The sequence below is a fragment of the Nocardia sp. NPDC004860 genome, from assembly GCF_040609015.1.
Lineage (GTDB): Bacteria > Actinomycetota > Actinomycetes > Mycobacteriales > Mycobacteriaceae > Nocardia.
This window is the reverse complement of sequence record NZ_JBEXJI010000010.1, coordinates 49,758-65,883: the sequence shown is the minus strand read 5'-3', so window position 1 is coordinate 65,883 and position 16,126 is coordinate 49,758. Positions and strand designations below refer to the sequence as shown.

Genomic DNA, 16,126 nt, shown 5'->3' with positions numbered 1-16,126 from the left:
GCCATCGCAGCTGGTTCGCCGGAGGTGGAGTCGAGGAGCCCCTGATCCATCCGATGGCGTCGAAGCCCGGCGGCGCATTCACGTGCCGAGCGGGTGAGAGGGAACCCGGTGAGAATCCGGGACTGTCCCGCAGCGGTGAGTGGGAACGACAGCCGTCATTCGCACTGGGCGCGAGAAATGATGCCTGGGAAGCGACGGCCAGTAGGACCAGCTCCGGCCTCGAGCGCCGGGGCCGACCCTTCCGGGTCGATGCCCACGAGTCCGAAGACCTGCCCGTTGTGCCGGATACGCCGTATCCGGCGGTCATCGCCTCGTGGATTGGGCGCTACGCCGAGTGGGACCTGGGCACGGGATCGATGCTTTGCGGGCTCCGTCAGCGTGCGTTCTTTGAGGGCGGCGGCCATCGGCTACTGACCAAGGAGTTCATCAATGCTGAACCCTGACAACACTTTCACCGCCACGGTGCTCGGATTGCCGCGCATCGGGCCCAACCGCGAGCTCAAGCGCGCGGTCGAGTCGTACTGGGCGGGGCGGATCGACGCCGCCACGCTGCACGATGTCGCGGCGGGGCTGCGCGCCGCACAGCTGCTGCGGATCCGCGACACCGGTCTGGATTCGGTTCCGGTGGGGACGTTCTCGTACTACGACCATGTGCTCGACACCGCGGTGCTGCTGGGCGCGCTGCCCGGCCGGGTGCGCGGCATCGAGGACGAGCTGGACCGGTACTTCGCCGCCGCGCGCGGCACCGCCGAGGTCGCGCCCTTGGAGATGACCAAGTGGTTCGACACCAACTACCACTACCTGGTGCCGGAGCTCTCGGCCGCGACGGAGTTCTCGCTGCATCCGGCCAAGCCGCTGGCCGAGCTGAAAGAGGCTCTGGCACTGGGTGTCCCGGCCCGTCCCGTGATCGTCGGACCGATCACGTTCCTGAAACTGGCGAAGTCGGTGGACGGCAGCGACCTACTGGACCGGCTGCCGGATCTGCTGCCGCTGTACGAGCGGCTGCTGGGCCTGCTGGCGGAGGCGGGCGCGCGGTGGGTGCAGCTCGACGAACCGGTGCTGGTCACCGACCTGAGCGAGACCGAGCTGGCGCTGGTGCACACCGTCTATCGCAGGCTGGCCGAGGTATCCGCGCGGCCCGCGCTGCTGGTGGCCTCGTATTTCGGCCGTTTGGGTGCGGCACTGCCGGTGCTGGCGGCGACCGGTGTCGAGGGCATCGCCGTCGACCTGGTCGCAGGCGACGACGCCGATGTGGCTGCGGCGCAGTCACTTCGGGACACGCTCGTCGTGGCCGGCATCGTCGACGGCTACAACGTGTGGCGCGTCGATCCCGATCGTGCCCTGCCCCGGCTGGCCGCCCTGCGCGAGGGCGGCGCCCAGGTCGCCGTGTCGAGCTCCTGCTCGCTGCTGCATGTTCCGTACAGCCTGGACACCGAGACCGCACTGGAGCCGCGGCTGCGCTCGTGGCTGGCCTTCGGCGCGGAGAAGATCGCGGAGATCCGGATGCTCGCGAGCGCCCTGCATGAGGGGCAGGACGCGGTCGGCGAGCAGTTGGAGATCGCACGAACAGCCGTGCGGGACAGGCGATCCGACACCCGGTTGCACAACGCGACCGTGCGGGCCCGCCTGGCCGGGGCGACCGATGCCCGGCGCGCCCCGGCTGAAGAGCGCCGGACGCTCCAGCGGCAACGACTGAACCTGCCGCTGCTGCCGACCACGACGATCGGCTCGTTCCCGCAGACCGGCCGGATCCGGGTAGCGCGCGCGGAGCTCTCCCGCGGGGAGATCGAGCAGGCCGAGTACGACGCGCGGATGCGAGCAGAGATCGCCGAAGTCGTTGCGCTGCAGGAAGAAATCGGCCTGGACGTGCTGGTGCACGGCGAGCCGGAGCGCAATGACATGGTGCAGTACTTCGCCGAGCAGCTCGACGGATTCGCCGCCACCGCGAACGGCTGGGTCCAGTCCTACGGCACCCGATGCGTGCGGCCCCCGATCCTGTTCGGCGACGTGGTGCGCCCGGCGGCGATGACGGTCGGCTGGAGCACCTACGCCCAGTCGCTGACCGCCAAGCCGGTCAAGGGCATGCTCACCGGGCCGGTCACCATCCTGGCGTGGTCCTACATCCGCGACGATCAGCCGCTCGCGGACACCGCACGCCAGATAGCGCTGGCGATCCGGGACGAGACGGTGGATCTCGAGGCCGCGGGTATCGGCATCATCCAGGTGGACGAGCCCGCGCTGCGGGAACTGCTGCCGCTGCGCCGCGCCGACCAGCCCGCCTACCTCGATTGGGCGGTGGACGCGTTCCGGCTGGCGACCTCCGGCGTCGCGGACGCCACGCAGATCCACACGCACCTGTGCTACTCGGAGTTCGGCGAGATCATCGGCGCCATTGCGGAATTGGACGCCGACGTCACCTCGATCGAAGCCGCCCGCTCCCATATGGAGGTGCTCGACGACCTCACGGCCGCAGGCTTCGACCTGGGTGTGGGACCGGGCGTGTACGACATCCACTCACCGCGCGTGCCGGGCCCGGACGAGATCGAGCAGTCGCTGAGCCTGGCACTGAAAGCCGTTCCGGCCGAACGGCTCTGGGTCAACCCCGACTGCGGTCTGAAGACGCGTCACACCGATGAGGTGACCGCCTCGCTACGCAACCTGGTCGCGGCGGCACAGGCGCTGCGCTGACCGCGCGCCGGGGCGCTCCGTGCCACGGGGGCGCCCCGGCGGCGTTTTCACGGCCCAGCTGAAGACACGGCCGACACACGGTGTCCCCGCAAATTTCACAGATTCGCAGGGTCGGGTCCGCAAAAGTAGGCAATTGCGAGGTATTCAAGCCGAATACAGCGCTCGGTAGCGTCCGGAATGTACAGGTGAAATCGACGTCTGGGAGGACCCGCCCGTGCAGCACCATCTCGTCCGCACTCACCGCTCCGCCGAGCCCTTCCCTCGAGAGGAACACCTCGCCTGGCGGATCGCCGAGGTTGCCGCGGATGCCGTGGAGGTCGCTCCGGAGGTGGAGGCGATGATCGTCAACCGGATCATCGACAATGCGGCGGTCGCGGCGGCCTCGATCGCCCGCCGCCCGGTCGCCAATGCCCGTGCGCAGGCGCTGGCCCACCCCTACCGGCCGGGCGCCACCGTGTTCGGGGTCGAGGGCTCGTACTCCCCGGAGTGGGCGGCGTGGGCCAATGGGGTCGCGGTGCGCGAACTCGACTTCCACGACACCTTCCTGGCCGCCGAGTACTCGCACCCGGGCGACAACATCCCGCCGATCCTGGCCGTCGCGCAGCACACCGGACGCACCGGCCGCGACCTGATCCGCGGTTTCGCAACGGGTTACGAGATCCAGGTCGACCTGGTGCGCGCGATCTGCCTGCACGAGCACAAGATCGACCATGTCGCCCACCTCGGACCGTCGGCGGCCGCCGGCATCGGCACGCTCCTCGGCCTGGACACCGAGACCATCTACCAGGCCGTCGGTCAGGCGCTGCACACCACCACCGCGACCCGTCAGTCCCGCAAGGGTGAGATCTCGAGCTGGAAGGCCTACGCACCGGCCTTCGCCGGGAAGATGGCCGTGGAGGCCGTGGATCGCGCCATGCGCGGCGAGGGCGCGCCCGCACCGATCTGGGAGGGCGAGGACGGTGTGATCGCCTGGCTGCTGGGCGGCCCGAATGCGGAATACTCGGTGCCGCTGCCGGGTCCGGGTGAGCCCAAACGCGGGATTCTCGACACTTACACCAAGGAGCACTCGGCCGAATACCAGAGCCAGGCACCGATCGATCTCGCGCGGCGGATGCGGGGGCGGATCGGTGACCTCGATCAGATCGCGTCGATCATGCTGCACACCAGCCATCACACCCACTCCGTGATCGGCACCGGGTCGAACGATCCGCAGAAGTTCGACCCCAAGGCTTCTCGCGAAACCCTCGACCACTCGGTCATGTACATCTTCGCGGTGGCGCTGCAGGACGGCACCTGGCATCACGAGCGCTCCTACGCGCCGGAGCGCGCGCAACGTCCGGACACGATCGAGCTGTGGAACAAGATCTCCACCACCGAGGATCCGGAGTGGACGCGGCGCTACCACTCGACAGACCCGAACGAGAAGGCGTTCGGCGCCCGCGCCGAGGTCACGCTGAAAAGCGGTGAGGTGATCATCGACGAGTTGGCCGTCGCCGATGCGCATCCGCTCGGCGCGCGTCCCTTCGCCCGGGATCAATACCTCGCCAAGTTCCGCACTCTCGCCGAGGGTGTCATCGCGCCCGGCGAGCAGGATCGCTTCCTCGAGGTGGCCCAGCGCGCGGGCGAGCTGTCCGCGAACGAGCTGTCGGAGCTCACGTTCACCGTCTCGTCGGACGTGCTCGCCCGCGCGCCCCGGTTGCCGAAGGGGCTGTTCTGATGACCGGCCCGCTCGCCGCCGCCACCTCGGCCGCAGACAAGCGCGCAGCGTTCAGAGCGGGGCTGAGCTCGGGCACGATTCAGCGGTTCCCGGGTGCGTTCAATCCGTTGGTGGCCAAGCTGATTCAGGAGATCGGCTTCGAGGGCGTCTATGTCTCCGGCGCGGTGCTCTCCGCTGATCTGGGCTTGCCCGATATCGGGCTCACCACGCTGACCGAGGTGGCCGGGCGCGGTCAGCAGATCGCCCGGGTCACCGACCTGCCCGTGCTCATCGACGCCGACACCGGATTCGGTGAACCCATGAGCGCCGCGCGCACCGTCACGGTCATGGAGGATGCCGGCATCGCCGGACTGCATCTCGAAGACCAGGTCAATCCCAAACGCTGCGGCCACCTCGACGGCAAGGCGGTGGTGCCCACCGCCGACATGGTGCGCCGCCTGCGGGCGGCCGTGGCTGCCCGCCGGGACCCGAACTTCGTGATCTGTGCGCGCACCGACGCCGCGGGCATCGAGGGCATGGACGCGGCCATCGACCGGGCCAAGGCCTACGCCGACGCCGGTGCCGACCTGATCTTCACCGAGGCGCTGCACACCGAGGCCGACTTCGAGAAGTTCCGCGCCGCGATCTCGATTCCCTTGCTGGCCAACATGACCGAGTTCGGCAAGTCCGAACTGATTCCGGCCCGGACGCTCGAATCGATCGGCTACAACGCCGTCATCTACCCGGTGACCACGCTGCGGCTGGCGATGTTCGCCACCGAAACCGGATTGCGGGAGATCGCGGCGACCGGTACCCAGTCCGGGCTGCTGGATCGCATGCAACACCGCAGCCGGCTCTACGAGCTGCTGCAGTACGAGCGCTACAACGAATTCGATTCCGACATCTTCAATTTCACACTTGGAAGGAATCAGTAATGACGGAGACCGCGATACCGACCATTTACAAGGGTCTCGCCGGCGTCGTCGTCGACACCACCGCGATCTCCAAGGTGGTGCCGGAAACCAACTCTCTGACCTACCGCGGCTACGCGGTCCAGGATCTGGCCGCGCACTGCAGCTTCGAACAGGTCGCCTACCTGCTCTGGTACGGAGAACTGCCCGACGACACCCAGTTGACCCAGTTCCTGCAGCAGGAACGTGCCTCGCGGCGCGCGGACCGCTCGCTGCTGTCGCTGGTGGCCAAACTGCCCGACAACTGCCACCCCATGGACGTGGTACGCACCGCCATCAGTTATCTCGGCGCCGAAGATCCCGATGAGGACGACAACTCGACGAAAGCCAACCGCGCCAAGGCACTTCGCATGATGGCCGTGCTGCCGACCATCGTGGCCGCCGATCACCGCCGCCGCCACGGCCTGGATCCCATTGCGCCGCACTCACATCTGGGTTTCGCGGAGAACTTCCTGAACATGTGCTTCGGCAAGATCCCGGCACCCGGACTGGTGAAGGCCTTCGAGGTCTCGCTGATCCTGTACGCGGAGCACAGCTTCAACGCCTCCACCTTCGCCGCCCGCGTGGTCACCTCGACCCTCTCCGATATCTACAGCGCCGTCACCGCCGCCATCGGCGCGCTCAAGGGTCGGCTCCACGGCGGGGCGAACGAGGCGGTCATGCACGACATGCTCGAGATCGGCGATCCGGCGCTGGCCGAGGAGTGGATGCGCACCAAGCTGTCCCGAAACGAAAAGGTCATGGGCTTCGGCCACCGGGTCTACAAGAACGGCGACTCCCGGGTGCCCACCATGCGAAAGGCCTTCCTCGACATCGCCGCCGCCACCGACGGCGGCACCTGGGTGCGGATGTACGACATCCTCGAACGCACGATGAACGAGGCCACCGGCATCAAGCCGAACCTCGACTTCCCCACCGGCCCGGCCTATTACCTACTCGGCTTCGACATCGAAGCCTTCACCCCCATCTTCGTCATGAGCCGCATCACCGGCTGGACCGCCCACATCATCGAACAGAGCGCCTCCAACGCCCTGATCCGCCCCCTGAGCCAATACGTCGGCGTCCCACAACGTTCCGTCGTCGCCTGATACACCCCGCCACGAGGCTCTTCCAGCGGGGCTGTAGCGAGGGCGTAGGGAGAGTGGACCCGGGGTTCGTAGGTTCGGGCTATGACTACTTCGACTCATGGCATCGCAGTGTCGTTCGATGGGGCCGAGCTGGCGTTCGAGGCGATCGGATCGGGGCCACCGTTGGTCGTGGTGCCGGGCGGACCGCGGGATTCGCGGTATCTCGAGGACCTCGGGGGGCTCGCCGCGAGCCGGACCCTGATCCGGTACGACGCACGCGGCACGGGATCCACTGCGGCCCCGGATAATCCGGCCAAGTACGCCTATCCGTCGCTCGCCCGGGACGTGGACGCGCTGCGATCCCATCTCGGGGTGGAGACGATCGATGTGCTCGGCCACTCGTCGGGGGCGGTGGTCGCGGCCGTGTACGCCGGGCATCATCCGGATCGGGTGTCCCGCTTGGTGCTGGTCGTGCCGGGACCGGACTTCTTCGGCGGGGGTGGCGATATCGCGAGCCTGCTGAATGCCCGCGCGGACGAGCCGTGGTTCGACGAGGTGCTTACCGCTGCCGGGGAATTGGCGGCGGCCGGGCCGCAGGATCCGCCCGAGGCCGTGCTCGACCTCCTGGACCGCTACGTCCCGGCCGCGTACGGCGGGTGGGGTGAGAGGCAGCGCGCGCATGCCGCGACACAGCGCGAACAGTTCTCGCTCGAGGCGTGGAAGCACTTCCACGGCAATGGCGATCGCACCGAGCCCGAACGCTTCCTGCCGACGTTCGGGCAGGTCACCGCACCCGTCCTGGTCGTGACGGGTGCCGCGGACGCGCTGACCGGTGTGGAGGCCGGAAACGCCGCCGCCGCCCTGTTCCCGGTCGCGACGCACGTGTCGATCGCGGGAGCGGGCCACTATCCGTGGGTCGACAACGCGCCCGAGTTCAGCTCCGTCGTCGAGACGTTCCTGGCCCGCGGCCGCTAGCCGCATGCACGAGAGCGGGGTGGTCACCGATCGGCGACCACCCCGCTTTCGCATGTCCTAGTCCCGCGTGGCGAATTCGTCGACATCGAACCCACCCGGGTCCGACAGCGGGAAGACCTCGAACTCCAGGTGCGAGGACAGCGGGTTGCCGTACAGCGCGTCGGTGAGTTCCTCGTGGCTGGCCACCTCGTAGACATTCAGCCCGCCGGACTGTCCGGCAATGATCCAGCTGTGCTTGATGATGCCACGCTTCACGAGATCGACGTGGTGTGCGAATCCCTCCGGCAGCCGGTGCCGGAATTCGTCGGCGCTGATGCCGATGGGGTGCTGCTTGGTGAAGACGGCGAAGAGCGCCATGCTCGAAACTCCTTCTGGTGCGGGTGTTTTCTATCGGCCCGGCGCGACGGCCGCGGCCGCGACGCCGGGAGCTGTGCCGTCGAGTGCGACGGGCGTCGAGAAATGCGGCAGCACGTCCTCGGCGAAGAGTTGCACCGAGCGCCGCACGACGGCCTCGGGCGCGGTGCTGGGCGGCGTCTGCAGGCTGATCGTCACGTCGCCGAACGCCTCTCTGATACGAGCGATCTGATCGACGACCTGGGCCGGCGTCCCGACTATGGTCTTGTCGGCGGCGAGCTGGGCGGCGAAGGTCCCGCCCGCGACCCGGTCGACGATCTTCTCGTACCCCTCGTACTGGGTGCTGCGGGCGGTCGACCAGCCGGACACGGCCCGGGCCAGCGCACGGTGGTTGGTGTTCGCGAACTGCTCGCCGAGGCTGCGCGCGTCGCCCGCGTCGTCGGCGAGAAACGAGCTATAGCTCAGATGCACTTCGGCTGTGGCGGGGTCGAATCCGGCGGCTTCCCGGGCCGCCCGATACCGGGCGATGATGTCCTGCACCTTCTCCCGCGGATTGATCGACGGCACCAGCAGCAGCCCGTACCCGGCCGCGCCGGCCCGCTCGGCGGACTCCGGGGTGATCGCCGTGGCCACCAGGATCCGCGGGTGCGGACTCTGAAAAGGACGCGGCTGCAGCGTCACCGGTCCGAACGAGTGGAAGCCGTTGTCGACGGTGACGTCGGATCCCGTCCACAGCTCCACGATCGCCGCCACGGTGGCGTCGAACCGTGGCCGCGAATCATCCAGGGGCAGTTGGAAAGCCGCGAACTCGTCCGGCAGGAATCCCCGTGCGACACCGACATCGAGCCGCCCGTGGCTGATGTTGTCCAGCACCGCCAGCCGCGCTGCGAGTTTGATCGGATGATCGAACGCGGGCACCACAGCGCCGGTGATCAGCCGGATCCGCTCCGTCCGGGCGGCGACTGCGGTCAGGAAGGTGGTGGGATCCGGGCTGTAGCCGCCGTATTCGAAGAAGTAGTGCTCGACGGTCTTGACGTGGTGGTAGCCGAGCTCTTCGGCATAGACGGCGATCGACAGCGCGTGATCGTAGTAGTCGACCGGGGCCTGGTCGTGCGGGCCGACGGTGGGAAAGAGGTTGATGCCGAACTTCATCGCGTCACGTCCTGGAGTGAAGAGGTGGGAGCCGGCAGCGCGAACTCGGCGGCCAGGAGTTCGTAACTGCGCACCCGCGCCTGATGGTCGTGCACCGTGGTGACGACGATGATCTCCTCGACGTCGAGACTCGCGGCGAGCGAACGGATTCGGTCACCGACCCGGTCGGGCGTGCCCCAGAAGTACCGGGGCCATTCGAAGTTCTCGTTTTCGAGGATGTCGCCGTAGCGGGCCAGCTCTGCCAGCGCGGTGTCCGGCTCCGGAATCGGCCGGACATCGTTGCGGAACAACCGATTACGCACCGCGCGCTGGGCCGAGTACAGTCGTGCGGCTTCGGCCTCGGTATCAGCGACCACCGCCGTGATCGCGACGATCGGCGACCGTCCGGGCGCGAGCCGGTGGTATGCCTCGATGGACTCCCGGGTCGCCCCCGGATTGATGAAATGCGCGAACGCGTAGTCGATGTCGGCCCGGCCCGCCGACACGGCGCTCCCGGGGCTGCTGCCCAGCAGCCAGACATCCGGTGCGGGCGCGTCGAGCGGGACCGCGAGTGGGGCGCGGCGCGCCCCGTCGACGGCCGGGGAGCCGGCCAGATGGGCGCGCAGCTGTTCGACCTTCGCGTCGATCGACGGTCCGCGTCCGGCCTCGGGCGACGGGCGCAGTGCGAGGGTCTCGACCTCGTCGGCGCCCGTGGACCGTCCGATGCCGAGGTCGATGCGGCCCGGATGCAGGGCCGTCAGCGTCCGGAACGTCTCGGCGACCTTGAACGGGCTGTAGTGTGTGAGCAGCACCCCGCCCGATCCGACCCGCAGCGTCGAGGTCGCCGAGGCGATCGCGGTCACCAGGATCTCGGGCGCCGAGATGGCGTGCGAGTACATGGCATGGTGTTCGGCGACCCAGTAGCGGGTGTAGCCGAAGCGTTCGGCGTGGCGGGCGAGGTCGAGAGAATTGGCCAGGGCCTGCGACTGGAGCGTGCCCTCGGGGACCGGAGCCTGGTCGAGGATGGACAATCTGATGGTCATAGCGCCTCCAGGGTTTCGTCGAGCAGGGCTACCGCATTGCGGTGCAAGGGAAATGGCGTATCCGAGGGCAGTCCGGTGCGCTCCGCGCGGCGCGTCACCGCCGCGGTGATGAGCGCGAATTTGAATCCGGCCAGCACCTCGTAGAAGGTGAGATTTCGCAGCGTCCGGCCGGACAGCGCGGCGTACGCCTCGACGGTTCGGTCCCGGTCGGGCAGCCCGTACAGTCGCTGTGCGCCGATCCCCCGGCTCAGGTGCCGGTCCAGGTACAGAAACCAGGCGAGATCGCTCTCGGGTTCGCCGTATCCGGTCATCTCCCAGTCGACGAGGGCGGCGACCTCGGTATCGCGGTAGATGATGTTGCCGAGCCTGGCGTCACCCCACAGCAGCACGTACGGCGACCGGGGAACCGGAATATTGCCCGCCAGCCACCGCTGGGCCCGCCGGATCACCGGATCGTCCGCACAGCGGTAGAAGTCCAGCGCGTCGCTCCAATACCGCACCTGCGCAGCGGGACCCGCGGGACCCAGATCGGGCAGATCGGCGGTGTCCGCCGTGATCGAATGCAGTCGTTCGAGCGCGGTCAGGGCCGCCCACCAGACCGCCGTGCGTTCGCTGGGCACCAGGTCGGCGACCCAGCCCGACCGGTGGTAGGACGGAAAGTCCGGCGGGACCCGCCCGTCGACGAACTCCATCAGGAAGAACGGCGCACCCAGCACGGTGGCATCGGGTTCGACGGCCAGCACCTCGGGCACGGGCACATCGCTGTGGCGGCGGACCGCCCGCAGCGCATCGGCCTGCGCCACGATCGATTCGGTGGGATAGATCCTCTCTCCGGTGGCGCCGACCCGGATGATCGAACGGTGGGCGCCGCCCGCGATATCGCGCGCGGTCACCTGAATGGTCTCCGCCGAGAAACCGTTGCGCGGCAGCGAGATATCGACGCTGTCCGGATCGATGTCGTACCCGGTCGAGGTACGGGACAGCCAGCCCAGCACCAGATCCCGGGTGCTATTCGGCGATCGCTGCAGTGGCACCGCCATGATGTGGCCTTTCGCCGGTGATGAGCGTGGATGTCGGACCGAGCGGAACTGCGGCGATATCGACGAATCCCACTGCGCGCAGCCATGTTTCGGCCTCCGCGACGGTGTACTCGCTGCCGCCGGAGGACCACACCAGCATGTTCAGGCTGGCGAGCAAGGCCGGTGGGGTGGGGCTGACCGGATCGAGCACCGGGTCGTAGATGGCGATGGTGCCGCCCTCCGGCAGCGCCGCGTAGGCGGCGGCGATGAGCTGCTGCCGCCGATGGACGGGCCAGTTGTGCAGGACATGCCCGAAAATGAGCACATCGGCGCTGGGCAGCGGATCGGTGAAGAAGTCGCCGGGCCGGAAGGCGATCCGGTCGGTCAACCCCAGTTCGGTGATGTGGGCGTCGAATTCGGGCTCGACCTCGGGTAGGTCGAAGACCCGTGCGGTGAGGTGCGGGTGGGCTCGCACCAGTTCCGCGGCGATATTTCCGCGCGCGCCGCCGATATCGGCGAAGGTGGTGCGCTGCGACCAGTCCAGCCGGGACAGCGCCGCGCCGATGGGGGCGTTGAGCACATCCATCGCCTCGAAGAAGGCGCGACGATCGTCGGCGTCGGTGAACAGGGTGCCGTATGGATCACCGTCCGCCGCATCGGAATTGGCCGGCTTCCCGGATTTCAGGCTGGCGGCGAGCCCGGTCCAGGCCGGATGCAGGGTCTTGTCGAGGAAACGCAGGAATCCGCCGAGATAGTGGGGACGGCCACGCACCAGATAACGGTCCGCATCGGGACTGTTCGCGTAACGACCGTGATCGGTGATGAGCAGTCCGGTGATGGCGACGGCATCGAGGAAATCGCGCGACCATTCGGGTTGAATGCCGGTGATCGTGGTGATTTCGGCTGCCGGAAGCTCCTTGTCGGCCAGTGCGGTGAACAGGTCGAGCTCCACCGCGGCCAGCACCACCTGGGCACGGCGGGCCCCGGAGACCAGGCCGAGAATGTGGGCGGGCGATCCTCCGGAATCGGTGTTGCCGAAAGTGTCACCGGGAGCGGGGATCAGCGGTGTGGAGACGTGACTCATCGAGTCCTCCTGAGGTTTGGCGTCGGAATCGACCGTAGAAAGCGCTGCTGCACGGCTCCTGGAGGATCTCTGGAGCGTGGATCCGGCATTCGGCCGTGCGCCCGAATTGCCGGATACGCTCCCGCCGTCGCAGTGAATCGCGTGGCAAGGGAGATGATTCGAATGATTCTCGTGGTCGGAGCCACCGGTATCGTCGGCACCGCGACGGTGCGGGAGTTGTCGCGGCGGGGTGCGAAGGTCCGCGCCCTGACCAGAAATCCCGGCCGGACCGCCCCGGTGCCGAGTGTGGAATTCGTGGCCGGGGACCTCGATGTTCCCCGCACACTGGATCCGCTACTGGAGGGGGTGGATTCGGTCTTCATCGCGACCTCCGGCCATCTGAAGGCGAGGCAGGACGCCACCGTGGTCGCGGCCGCGGCGGCGGCGGACGTGCGGCGGGTGGTCACGGTCTCGTCGCTGGCAGTGGACGAGAATCCGGACGGCGCGCTCGGCGGCTGGCATGCCGCGGGCGAGCGAGTGGCCGTCGAGTCCGGCATTCCGTCGATCGTGTTGCGGCCGAACGGGTTCTATTCCAATACATTCGCGTGGATCCCTTCGATTCTCGGCACCGGCGTGGTCGAGGTAGCGCTGCCCGATCTGCCCGCGGCCCATCTCGATCCCCGCGATATCGGGCGGGTGGCAGCCCGGGCGCTGTCCGCGGAGACCGACCCCGCCGGCGCACCGGTGCTGCGGCTCAGCGGCCCGCGGGCGGTGAGCCCGCGTGAGCAGGTGGCCGTCCTCGCCGAGGTGCTCGGCCGGCCGATCGCCGTGCGGGAGATCTCGATCGAGCAGGAGCGGGAGCGGCTGGCCCGCCGGGTGCCCGCGACGGTCGCGGACGCGGTCACCGCCGCCCGTGCCGCCGCGGGCCCGGTCCGCGGCCGGATCTTCGATGACGTCGAAATACTCACCGGGACACCGCCGATCAGCTATGAGAAGTTCGTGCGCGACCACCGGGCGAGGTTCCTCGGCGACTCGTGAGGACCCTCGCCCGGCGCCGGTCACGGGCGGGCGGGACTGCTTTCGGTGGTCTCCAGAGCGGCATCGGACTCAGGTGCGTCGATCTCCGGCTCCGCCGGGGTCGCCGCCGTCGGTATGGGCGGCGCGACGGTCCGCAGACCGAAGGTGAAGCCCAGCGCTACCACCGCGAAGACCGCGCCGACACCGAACGCGGCGTGATAGCCGGACAGCAGCTCAGCGTGCGACGGCGGGTGGCCGCCGCTGCCGGAACCGGTCCGGGAGGCAGCGATGGTGGCCAGCACCGCCAATCCGATGGCTCCACCGAATTGCCTGGTGGTGTTGATGATTCCGGAGGCCACGCCGGCCTCGGCGGGCGCCACGCCGCCGGTGGCGGCAATGACCAGCGGCACCATCACCAAACCCGCACCGAGGGTGATCAGGACCTGGGGGATCAGCACATGCAGCGCGAAGGAGCCGTGATCCGGGACGAACGCGAGCCAGAGCAGTCCGAGCGCGCTCAACGCGGGCGCGCCGGTCAGCAGCGGGCGGACGCCCCCGAATCGCTTGACCAGCGGCGGACCCGAGTACGCGCCGATGGTCATCGCCACCGCGCCCGGCAGGAACGCGATGCCGGTGCGGAAGGCGTTGTAGCCCAGGATGTTCTGCATGTACAGCGACAGGAAGTAGAAGTGCGCGATCACCGCCGCGCCGATCCAGAACATGACGATATTGGCGAAGGCGACCGACCGGATCTTCAAGACGTACAACGGAATCAGCGGCGCGACCGCCACCTTCGCCTCGTGCAGGGTGAACCAGACCAGCAGCGCGGCCGCGCCTGCGATCGGCCCCCAGGTCGAGGATGCGGACCAGCCATGGTTCTGGGAGTCCACCGCGCCGAACACCAGCGCCACCAGCGCCGTGGTGACGAGCACGGCACCGACCCCGTCGAGCCGCTTCCCCGCCGCGCCCCGGCTCTCACCGAGCAACGGATAGGTCAGTGCCAGGGCCAGCGCACCGAGCGGGATATTGACGTAGAAGATCCACTGCCAGCTGGCGATATCGGTCAGTACACCGCCGAGCACCGACCCCAGTGCGGCACCGGCCCCCGAGATCGCACCCCAGGCCGCGGTGGCACGGGCCCGCGCCTTGCCCTCGGTGAAGGTGGTCGACAGGATCGCCAGGGTGGCGGGCGAGAGCAGCGCACCGCCGAAACCCTGGATGACGCGGGCGATCACCAGCCATTCCGACGATCTGGCCAGACCACCGGCCAGGCTGGCGAGGGTGAAAATGGTGAGGCCGATGAGGAACACCCGCCGGCGGCCGATCAGATCGGCGACCCGGCCGCCGAGCAACAGGAAGCCGGCGAAGGTGATGGCGTAGCCGTTGACCACCCACTGCAGTCCGGCGTCGGAGAAGTCGAGCGAACCCTGGATGGCGGGCAGCGCGACATTGACGATCGAAAGGTCGAGGACGACGATCAGCTGCCCCAGGCAGAGCAGGCTCAGCACCGCCCAATCCGGCGGACGGGAAATCCGGGACCGTGTGGTGTCGAGCGACGGAGACGGTGTGGACATGGATTGGGCTCCAATTCCCTTGGACACGAAGGTGATTCGAGTCCGATGGACTCATGGGTCCAATATCTGGACTCGTGAGTCCACCGTCAATCCGGCTCCAGCGGGACTCCAGCAAGACTCCAGCGGGACTCCAGTGGCTCTGCAGATCCCGCGCACATGCTGGAGACACGTGTTCGATCGATGAGAAGTGAGGACGATCGGTGTCCGATCCAACGACCGACCCGGTAGCGGCCGGGCAGCAGTCCGAGTACGTCTTCGTGAATGTCTTGCGCCTGGCGGGTCCGGCGGAGCGATTCGAATCGATCTATGCCGATGTCGCGGACTATTTCTCGCGGCAACCCGGCTTCCGGCATTACGAATTGCTCAAATCCGAGAGCGATCCGGACGTCTACATCAATATCGCTCGCTGGTCCGGCCGCGAGGCATTCCTGCGCGCGACCTCGAATCCGGAATTCCGCACCCGCACCCGGGTCGGTGAGGTGGCGGCCGGAGATCCGCAGCTGTGCCGGATCATTCGATCGGCCGGTCGGTCGGGGTGAGTGCACTCGACGAGGTCGCCGACGACGTCTTCGCCTATATCGAGCGCCCCGGCGGCTGGTGCGTGAGCAATGCCGCGCTCGTCCGCGCTGACGGCGAATCCGTTCTGGTGGACACGCTGGGCACCGAAAGCCGAGCCCGCGGTTTGCGTTCCGCGCTGATGCGGATGGGCGCGGGCTCACCGGCGATGGTGATCAACACCCACTGGCACGGGGACCACACGGCGGGGAACGCGCTGTTCGCCCCGGCTCCGGTCGTCGCGCATCGACGGTGCCGGCCGGCGATGGCTCGCAACGGCTGGGCGGTGCGAGCCCTGTGGCCCGAGATCGATTGGGGGGACCTGCCTTTGGTGCTGCCCGGTGTCGGGGTGGGTGATCGGGCCGTCCTGCACGCCGGTGAGCGCGAGATCCACCTGCTCACCGGGGGTATCGGACACACCGACGCCGATCTGGCGGTGTGGGTGCCGCACGCGCGGGTCCTCATCGCGGGTGATCTCGTCATGCCCGGCACGACACCGTTCCTGCTGTCGGGTTCGGTGCACGGCATGCTCGACTGGATCGATCGGCTGCGGGACCTCGCGCCCGAGACCATCATCGGCGGCCACGGTGAGGTCGCCGACCGTCACGTCCTCACCGAGACCCGCGACTATCTCGGCTGGCTGCTCGCGGTGGCCCGGGACGCGATGCCGTCCGGCGCGACGCCACTCGAGGCGGCCCGCCAGGTCGATCCGGCGCGACTGGGCGGCCATCCGTGGTCGTCGTGGAATGAACCGGAGCGTTTGGTGGCTAATCTCCATTGTGCGTACGCCGAGATCGCGGACACCGCCGCGCCGATCCGCTCGGGACCGGTCCTGGCGGATATGGCGGCCTTCCTGGGGCATTCGATCCCGGCCTCCGCCTGACCTCGGCACGCCCACCCGCCGATTGCCGATGTCACCAATTCGACTGTGCCGTAACAGATTATGAAATACTGATGAAGCCTTCCGATCACG

Annotated in this window: 14 protein-coding genes and 1 riboswitch; of the genes, 8 read left to right on the top strand and 6 right to left on the bottom strand. The window is 68.3% G+C overall.

Features of this window, described 5'->3' with window-relative positions; all coding sequences use genetic code 11:
- The first annotated feature begins 74 nt into the window (after positions 1-74).
- A riboswitch (cobalamin riboswitch) is annotated at positions 75-292 on the top strand.
- A 137-nt stretch (positions 293-429) separates the two neighbouring features.
- The 5 genes from metE (at position 430) to ABZV44_RS20030 (ending at position 7,397) form a co-directional block, all read left to right on the top strand.
- Complete coding sequence (gene metE / locus ABZV44_RS20050) at positions 430-2,688, top strand: 5-methyltetrahydropteroyltriglutamate--homocysteine S-methyltransferase (RefSeq protein ID WP_354838112.1); 2,259 nt, start codon at positions 430-432, stop codon at positions 2,686-2,688.
- A gap of 214 nt (positions 2,689-2,902) precedes the next feature.
- Positions 2,903-4,405, top strand: a complete 1,503-nt coding sequence (gene prpD / locus ABZV44_RS20045) for a 2-methylcitrate dehydratase PrpD (RefSeq protein WP_354838110.1) — start codon at positions 2,903-2,905, stop codon at positions 4,403-4,405.
- Positions 4,405-5,319 (top strand): methylisocitrate lyase, encoded by a 915-nt coding sequence (gene prpB / locus ABZV44_RS20040; protein WP_354838108.1) that lies wholly within the window; start codon positions 4,405-4,407, stop codon positions 5,317-5,319. Before prpD ends, prpB begins: the two co-directional genes overlap by 1 nt.
- Positions 5,319-6,443: a bifunctional 2-methylcitrate synthase/citrate synthase gene (locus ABZV44_RS20035; protein ID WP_354838106.1), complete on the top strand. Its 1,125-nt coding sequence runs from the start codon at positions 5,319-5,321 to the stop codon at positions 6,441-6,443. Before prpB ends, ABZV44_RS20035 begins: the two co-directional genes overlap by 1 nt.
- Positions 6,444-6,524: 81 nt before the next feature.
- Positions 6,525-7,397, top strand: coding sequence for an alpha/beta hydrolase (locus ABZV44_RS20030; RefSeq protein ID WP_354838104.1), 873 nt, complete (start codon positions 6,525-6,527; stop codon positions 7,395-7,397).
- A gap of 57 nt (positions 7,398-7,454) precedes the next feature.
- On the opposite strand, the gene ABZV44_RS20025 is transcribed toward ABZV44_RS20030, so the two are convergent.
- From ABZV44_RS20025 to ABZV44_RS20005, 5 genes are read right to left on the bottom strand one after another with little or no spacing between them, the layout of a single operon-like run.
- Positions 7,455-7,754 carry a muconolactone Delta-isomerase family protein gene (locus tag ABZV44_RS20025; protein ID WP_354838102.1) on the bottom strand — a complete coding sequence of 100 codons (300 nt, stop codon included), beginning with the start codon at positions 7,752-7,754 and terminating at the stop codon, positions 7,455-7,457.
- 30 nt (positions 7,755-7,784) lie between these two features.
- Entirely contained in the window at positions 7,785-8,903 is a 1,119-nt protein-coding gene (locus tag ABZV44_RS20020) for an LLM class flavin-dependent oxidoreductase (protein ID WP_354838100.1), read from the bottom strand.
- Complete coding sequence (locus ABZV44_RS20015; protein WP_354838098.1) at positions 8,900-9,925, bottom strand: MsnO8 family LLM class oxidoreductase; 1,026 nt, start codon at positions 9,923-9,925, stop codon at positions 8,900-8,902. Before ABZV44_RS20015 ends, ABZV44_RS20020 begins: the two co-directional genes overlap by 4 nt.
- Positions 9,922-10,965: a phosphotransferase family protein gene (locus ABZV44_RS20010; protein WP_354838096.1), complete on the bottom strand. Its 1,044-nt coding sequence runs from the start codon at positions 10,963-10,965 to the stop codon at positions 9,922-9,924. Before ABZV44_RS20010 ends, ABZV44_RS20015 begins: the two co-directional genes overlap by 4 nt.
- A complete protein-coding gene (locus ABZV44_RS20005; protein ID WP_354838094.1) occupies positions 10,934-12,028 on the bottom strand; it encodes a methyltransferase in 1,095 nt (364 codons plus the stop codon). The genes ABZV44_RS20010 and ABZV44_RS20005 overlap by 32 nt, the downstream gene beginning before the upstream one ends.
- 162 nt (positions 12,029-12,190) lie before the next feature.
- Between ABZV44_RS20005 and ABZV44_RS20000 the strand changes: the two genes are divergently transcribed.
- Positions 12,191-13,045, top strand: coding sequence for an NAD(P)H-binding protein (locus ABZV44_RS20000; RefSeq protein WP_354838092.1), 855 nt, complete (start codon positions 12,191-12,193; stop codon positions 13,043-13,045).
- A gap of 20 nt (positions 13,046-13,065) precedes the next feature.
- On the opposite strand, the gene ABZV44_RS19995 is transcribed toward ABZV44_RS20000, so the two are convergent.
- Positions 13,066-14,598 (bottom strand): MFS transporter, encoded by a 1,533-nt coding sequence (locus ABZV44_RS19995; protein WP_354838090.1) that lies wholly within the window; start codon positions 14,596-14,598, stop codon positions 13,066-13,068.
- Between the two features lie 200 nt (positions 14,599-14,798).
- Here ABZV44_RS19995 and ABZV44_RS19990 point away from each other — a divergent pair, with 200 nt between their 5' ends.
- Together ABZV44_RS19990 and ABZV44_RS19985 are read left to right on the top strand one after the other, a co-directional pair.
- Positions 14,799-15,137, top strand: a complete 339-nt coding sequence (locus tag ABZV44_RS19990; protein ID WP_354838088.1) for an antibiotic biosynthesis monooxygenase family protein — start codon at positions 14,799-14,801, stop codon at positions 15,135-15,137.
- Positions 15,134-16,036: an MBL fold metallo-hydrolase gene (locus tag ABZV44_RS19985; RefSeq protein WP_354838086.1), complete on the top strand. Its 903-nt coding sequence runs from the start codon at positions 15,134-15,136 to the stop codon at positions 16,034-16,036. The genes ABZV44_RS19990 and ABZV44_RS19985 overlap by 4 nt, the downstream gene beginning before the upstream one ends.
- Positions 16,037-16,126: the final 90 nt, after the last annotated feature.

Excerpts from the sequence above, each read along its gene's own strand:
- ABZV44_RS20010 (WP_354838096.1), bottom strand. The coding sequence starts at position 10,965 with ATGGCGGTGCCACTGCAGCGATCGCCGAATAGCACCCGGGATCTGGTG.
- metE (WP_354838112.1), top strand. The coding sequence starts at position 430 with ATGCTGAACCCTGACAACACTTTCACCGCCACGGTGCTCGGATTGCCG.
- ABZV44_RS20000 (WP_354838092.1), top strand. The coding sequence starts at position 12,191 with ATGATTCTCGTGGTCGGAGCCACCGGTATCGTCGGCACCGCGACGGTG.
- ABZV44_RS20025 (WP_354838102.1), bottom strand. The coding sequence starts at position 7,754 with ATGGCGCTCTTCGCCGTCTTCACCAAGCAGCACCCCATCGGCATCAGC.
- prpB (WP_354838108.1), top strand. The coding sequence starts at position 4,405 with ATGACCGGCCCGCTCGCCGCCGCCACCTCGGCCGCAGACAAGCGCGCA.
- ABZV44_RS19995 (WP_354838090.1), bottom strand. The coding sequence starts at position 14,598 with ATGTCCACACCGTCTCCGTCGCTCGACACCACACGGTCCCGGATTTCC.
- ABZV44_RS20005 (WP_354838094.1), bottom strand. The coding sequence starts at position 12,028 with ATGAGTCACGTCTCCACACCGCTGATCCCCGCTCCCGGTGACACTTTC.
- ABZV44_RS20015 (WP_354838098.1), bottom strand. The coding sequence starts at position 9,925 with ATGACCATCAGATTGTCCATCCTCGACCAGGCTCCGGTCCCCGAGGGC.
- ABZV44_RS20020 (WP_354838100.1), bottom strand. The coding sequence starts at position 8,903 with ATGAAGTTCGGCATCAACCTCTTTCCCACCGTCGGCCCGCACGACCAG.
- ABZV44_RS20030 (WP_354838104.1), top strand. The coding sequence starts at position 6,525 with ATGACTACTTCGACTCATGGCATCGCAGTGTCGTTCGATGGGGCCGAG.
- ABZV44_RS20035 (WP_354838106.1), top strand. The coding sequence starts at position 5,319 with ATGACGGAGACCGCGATACCGACCATTTACAAGGGTCTCGCCGGCGTC.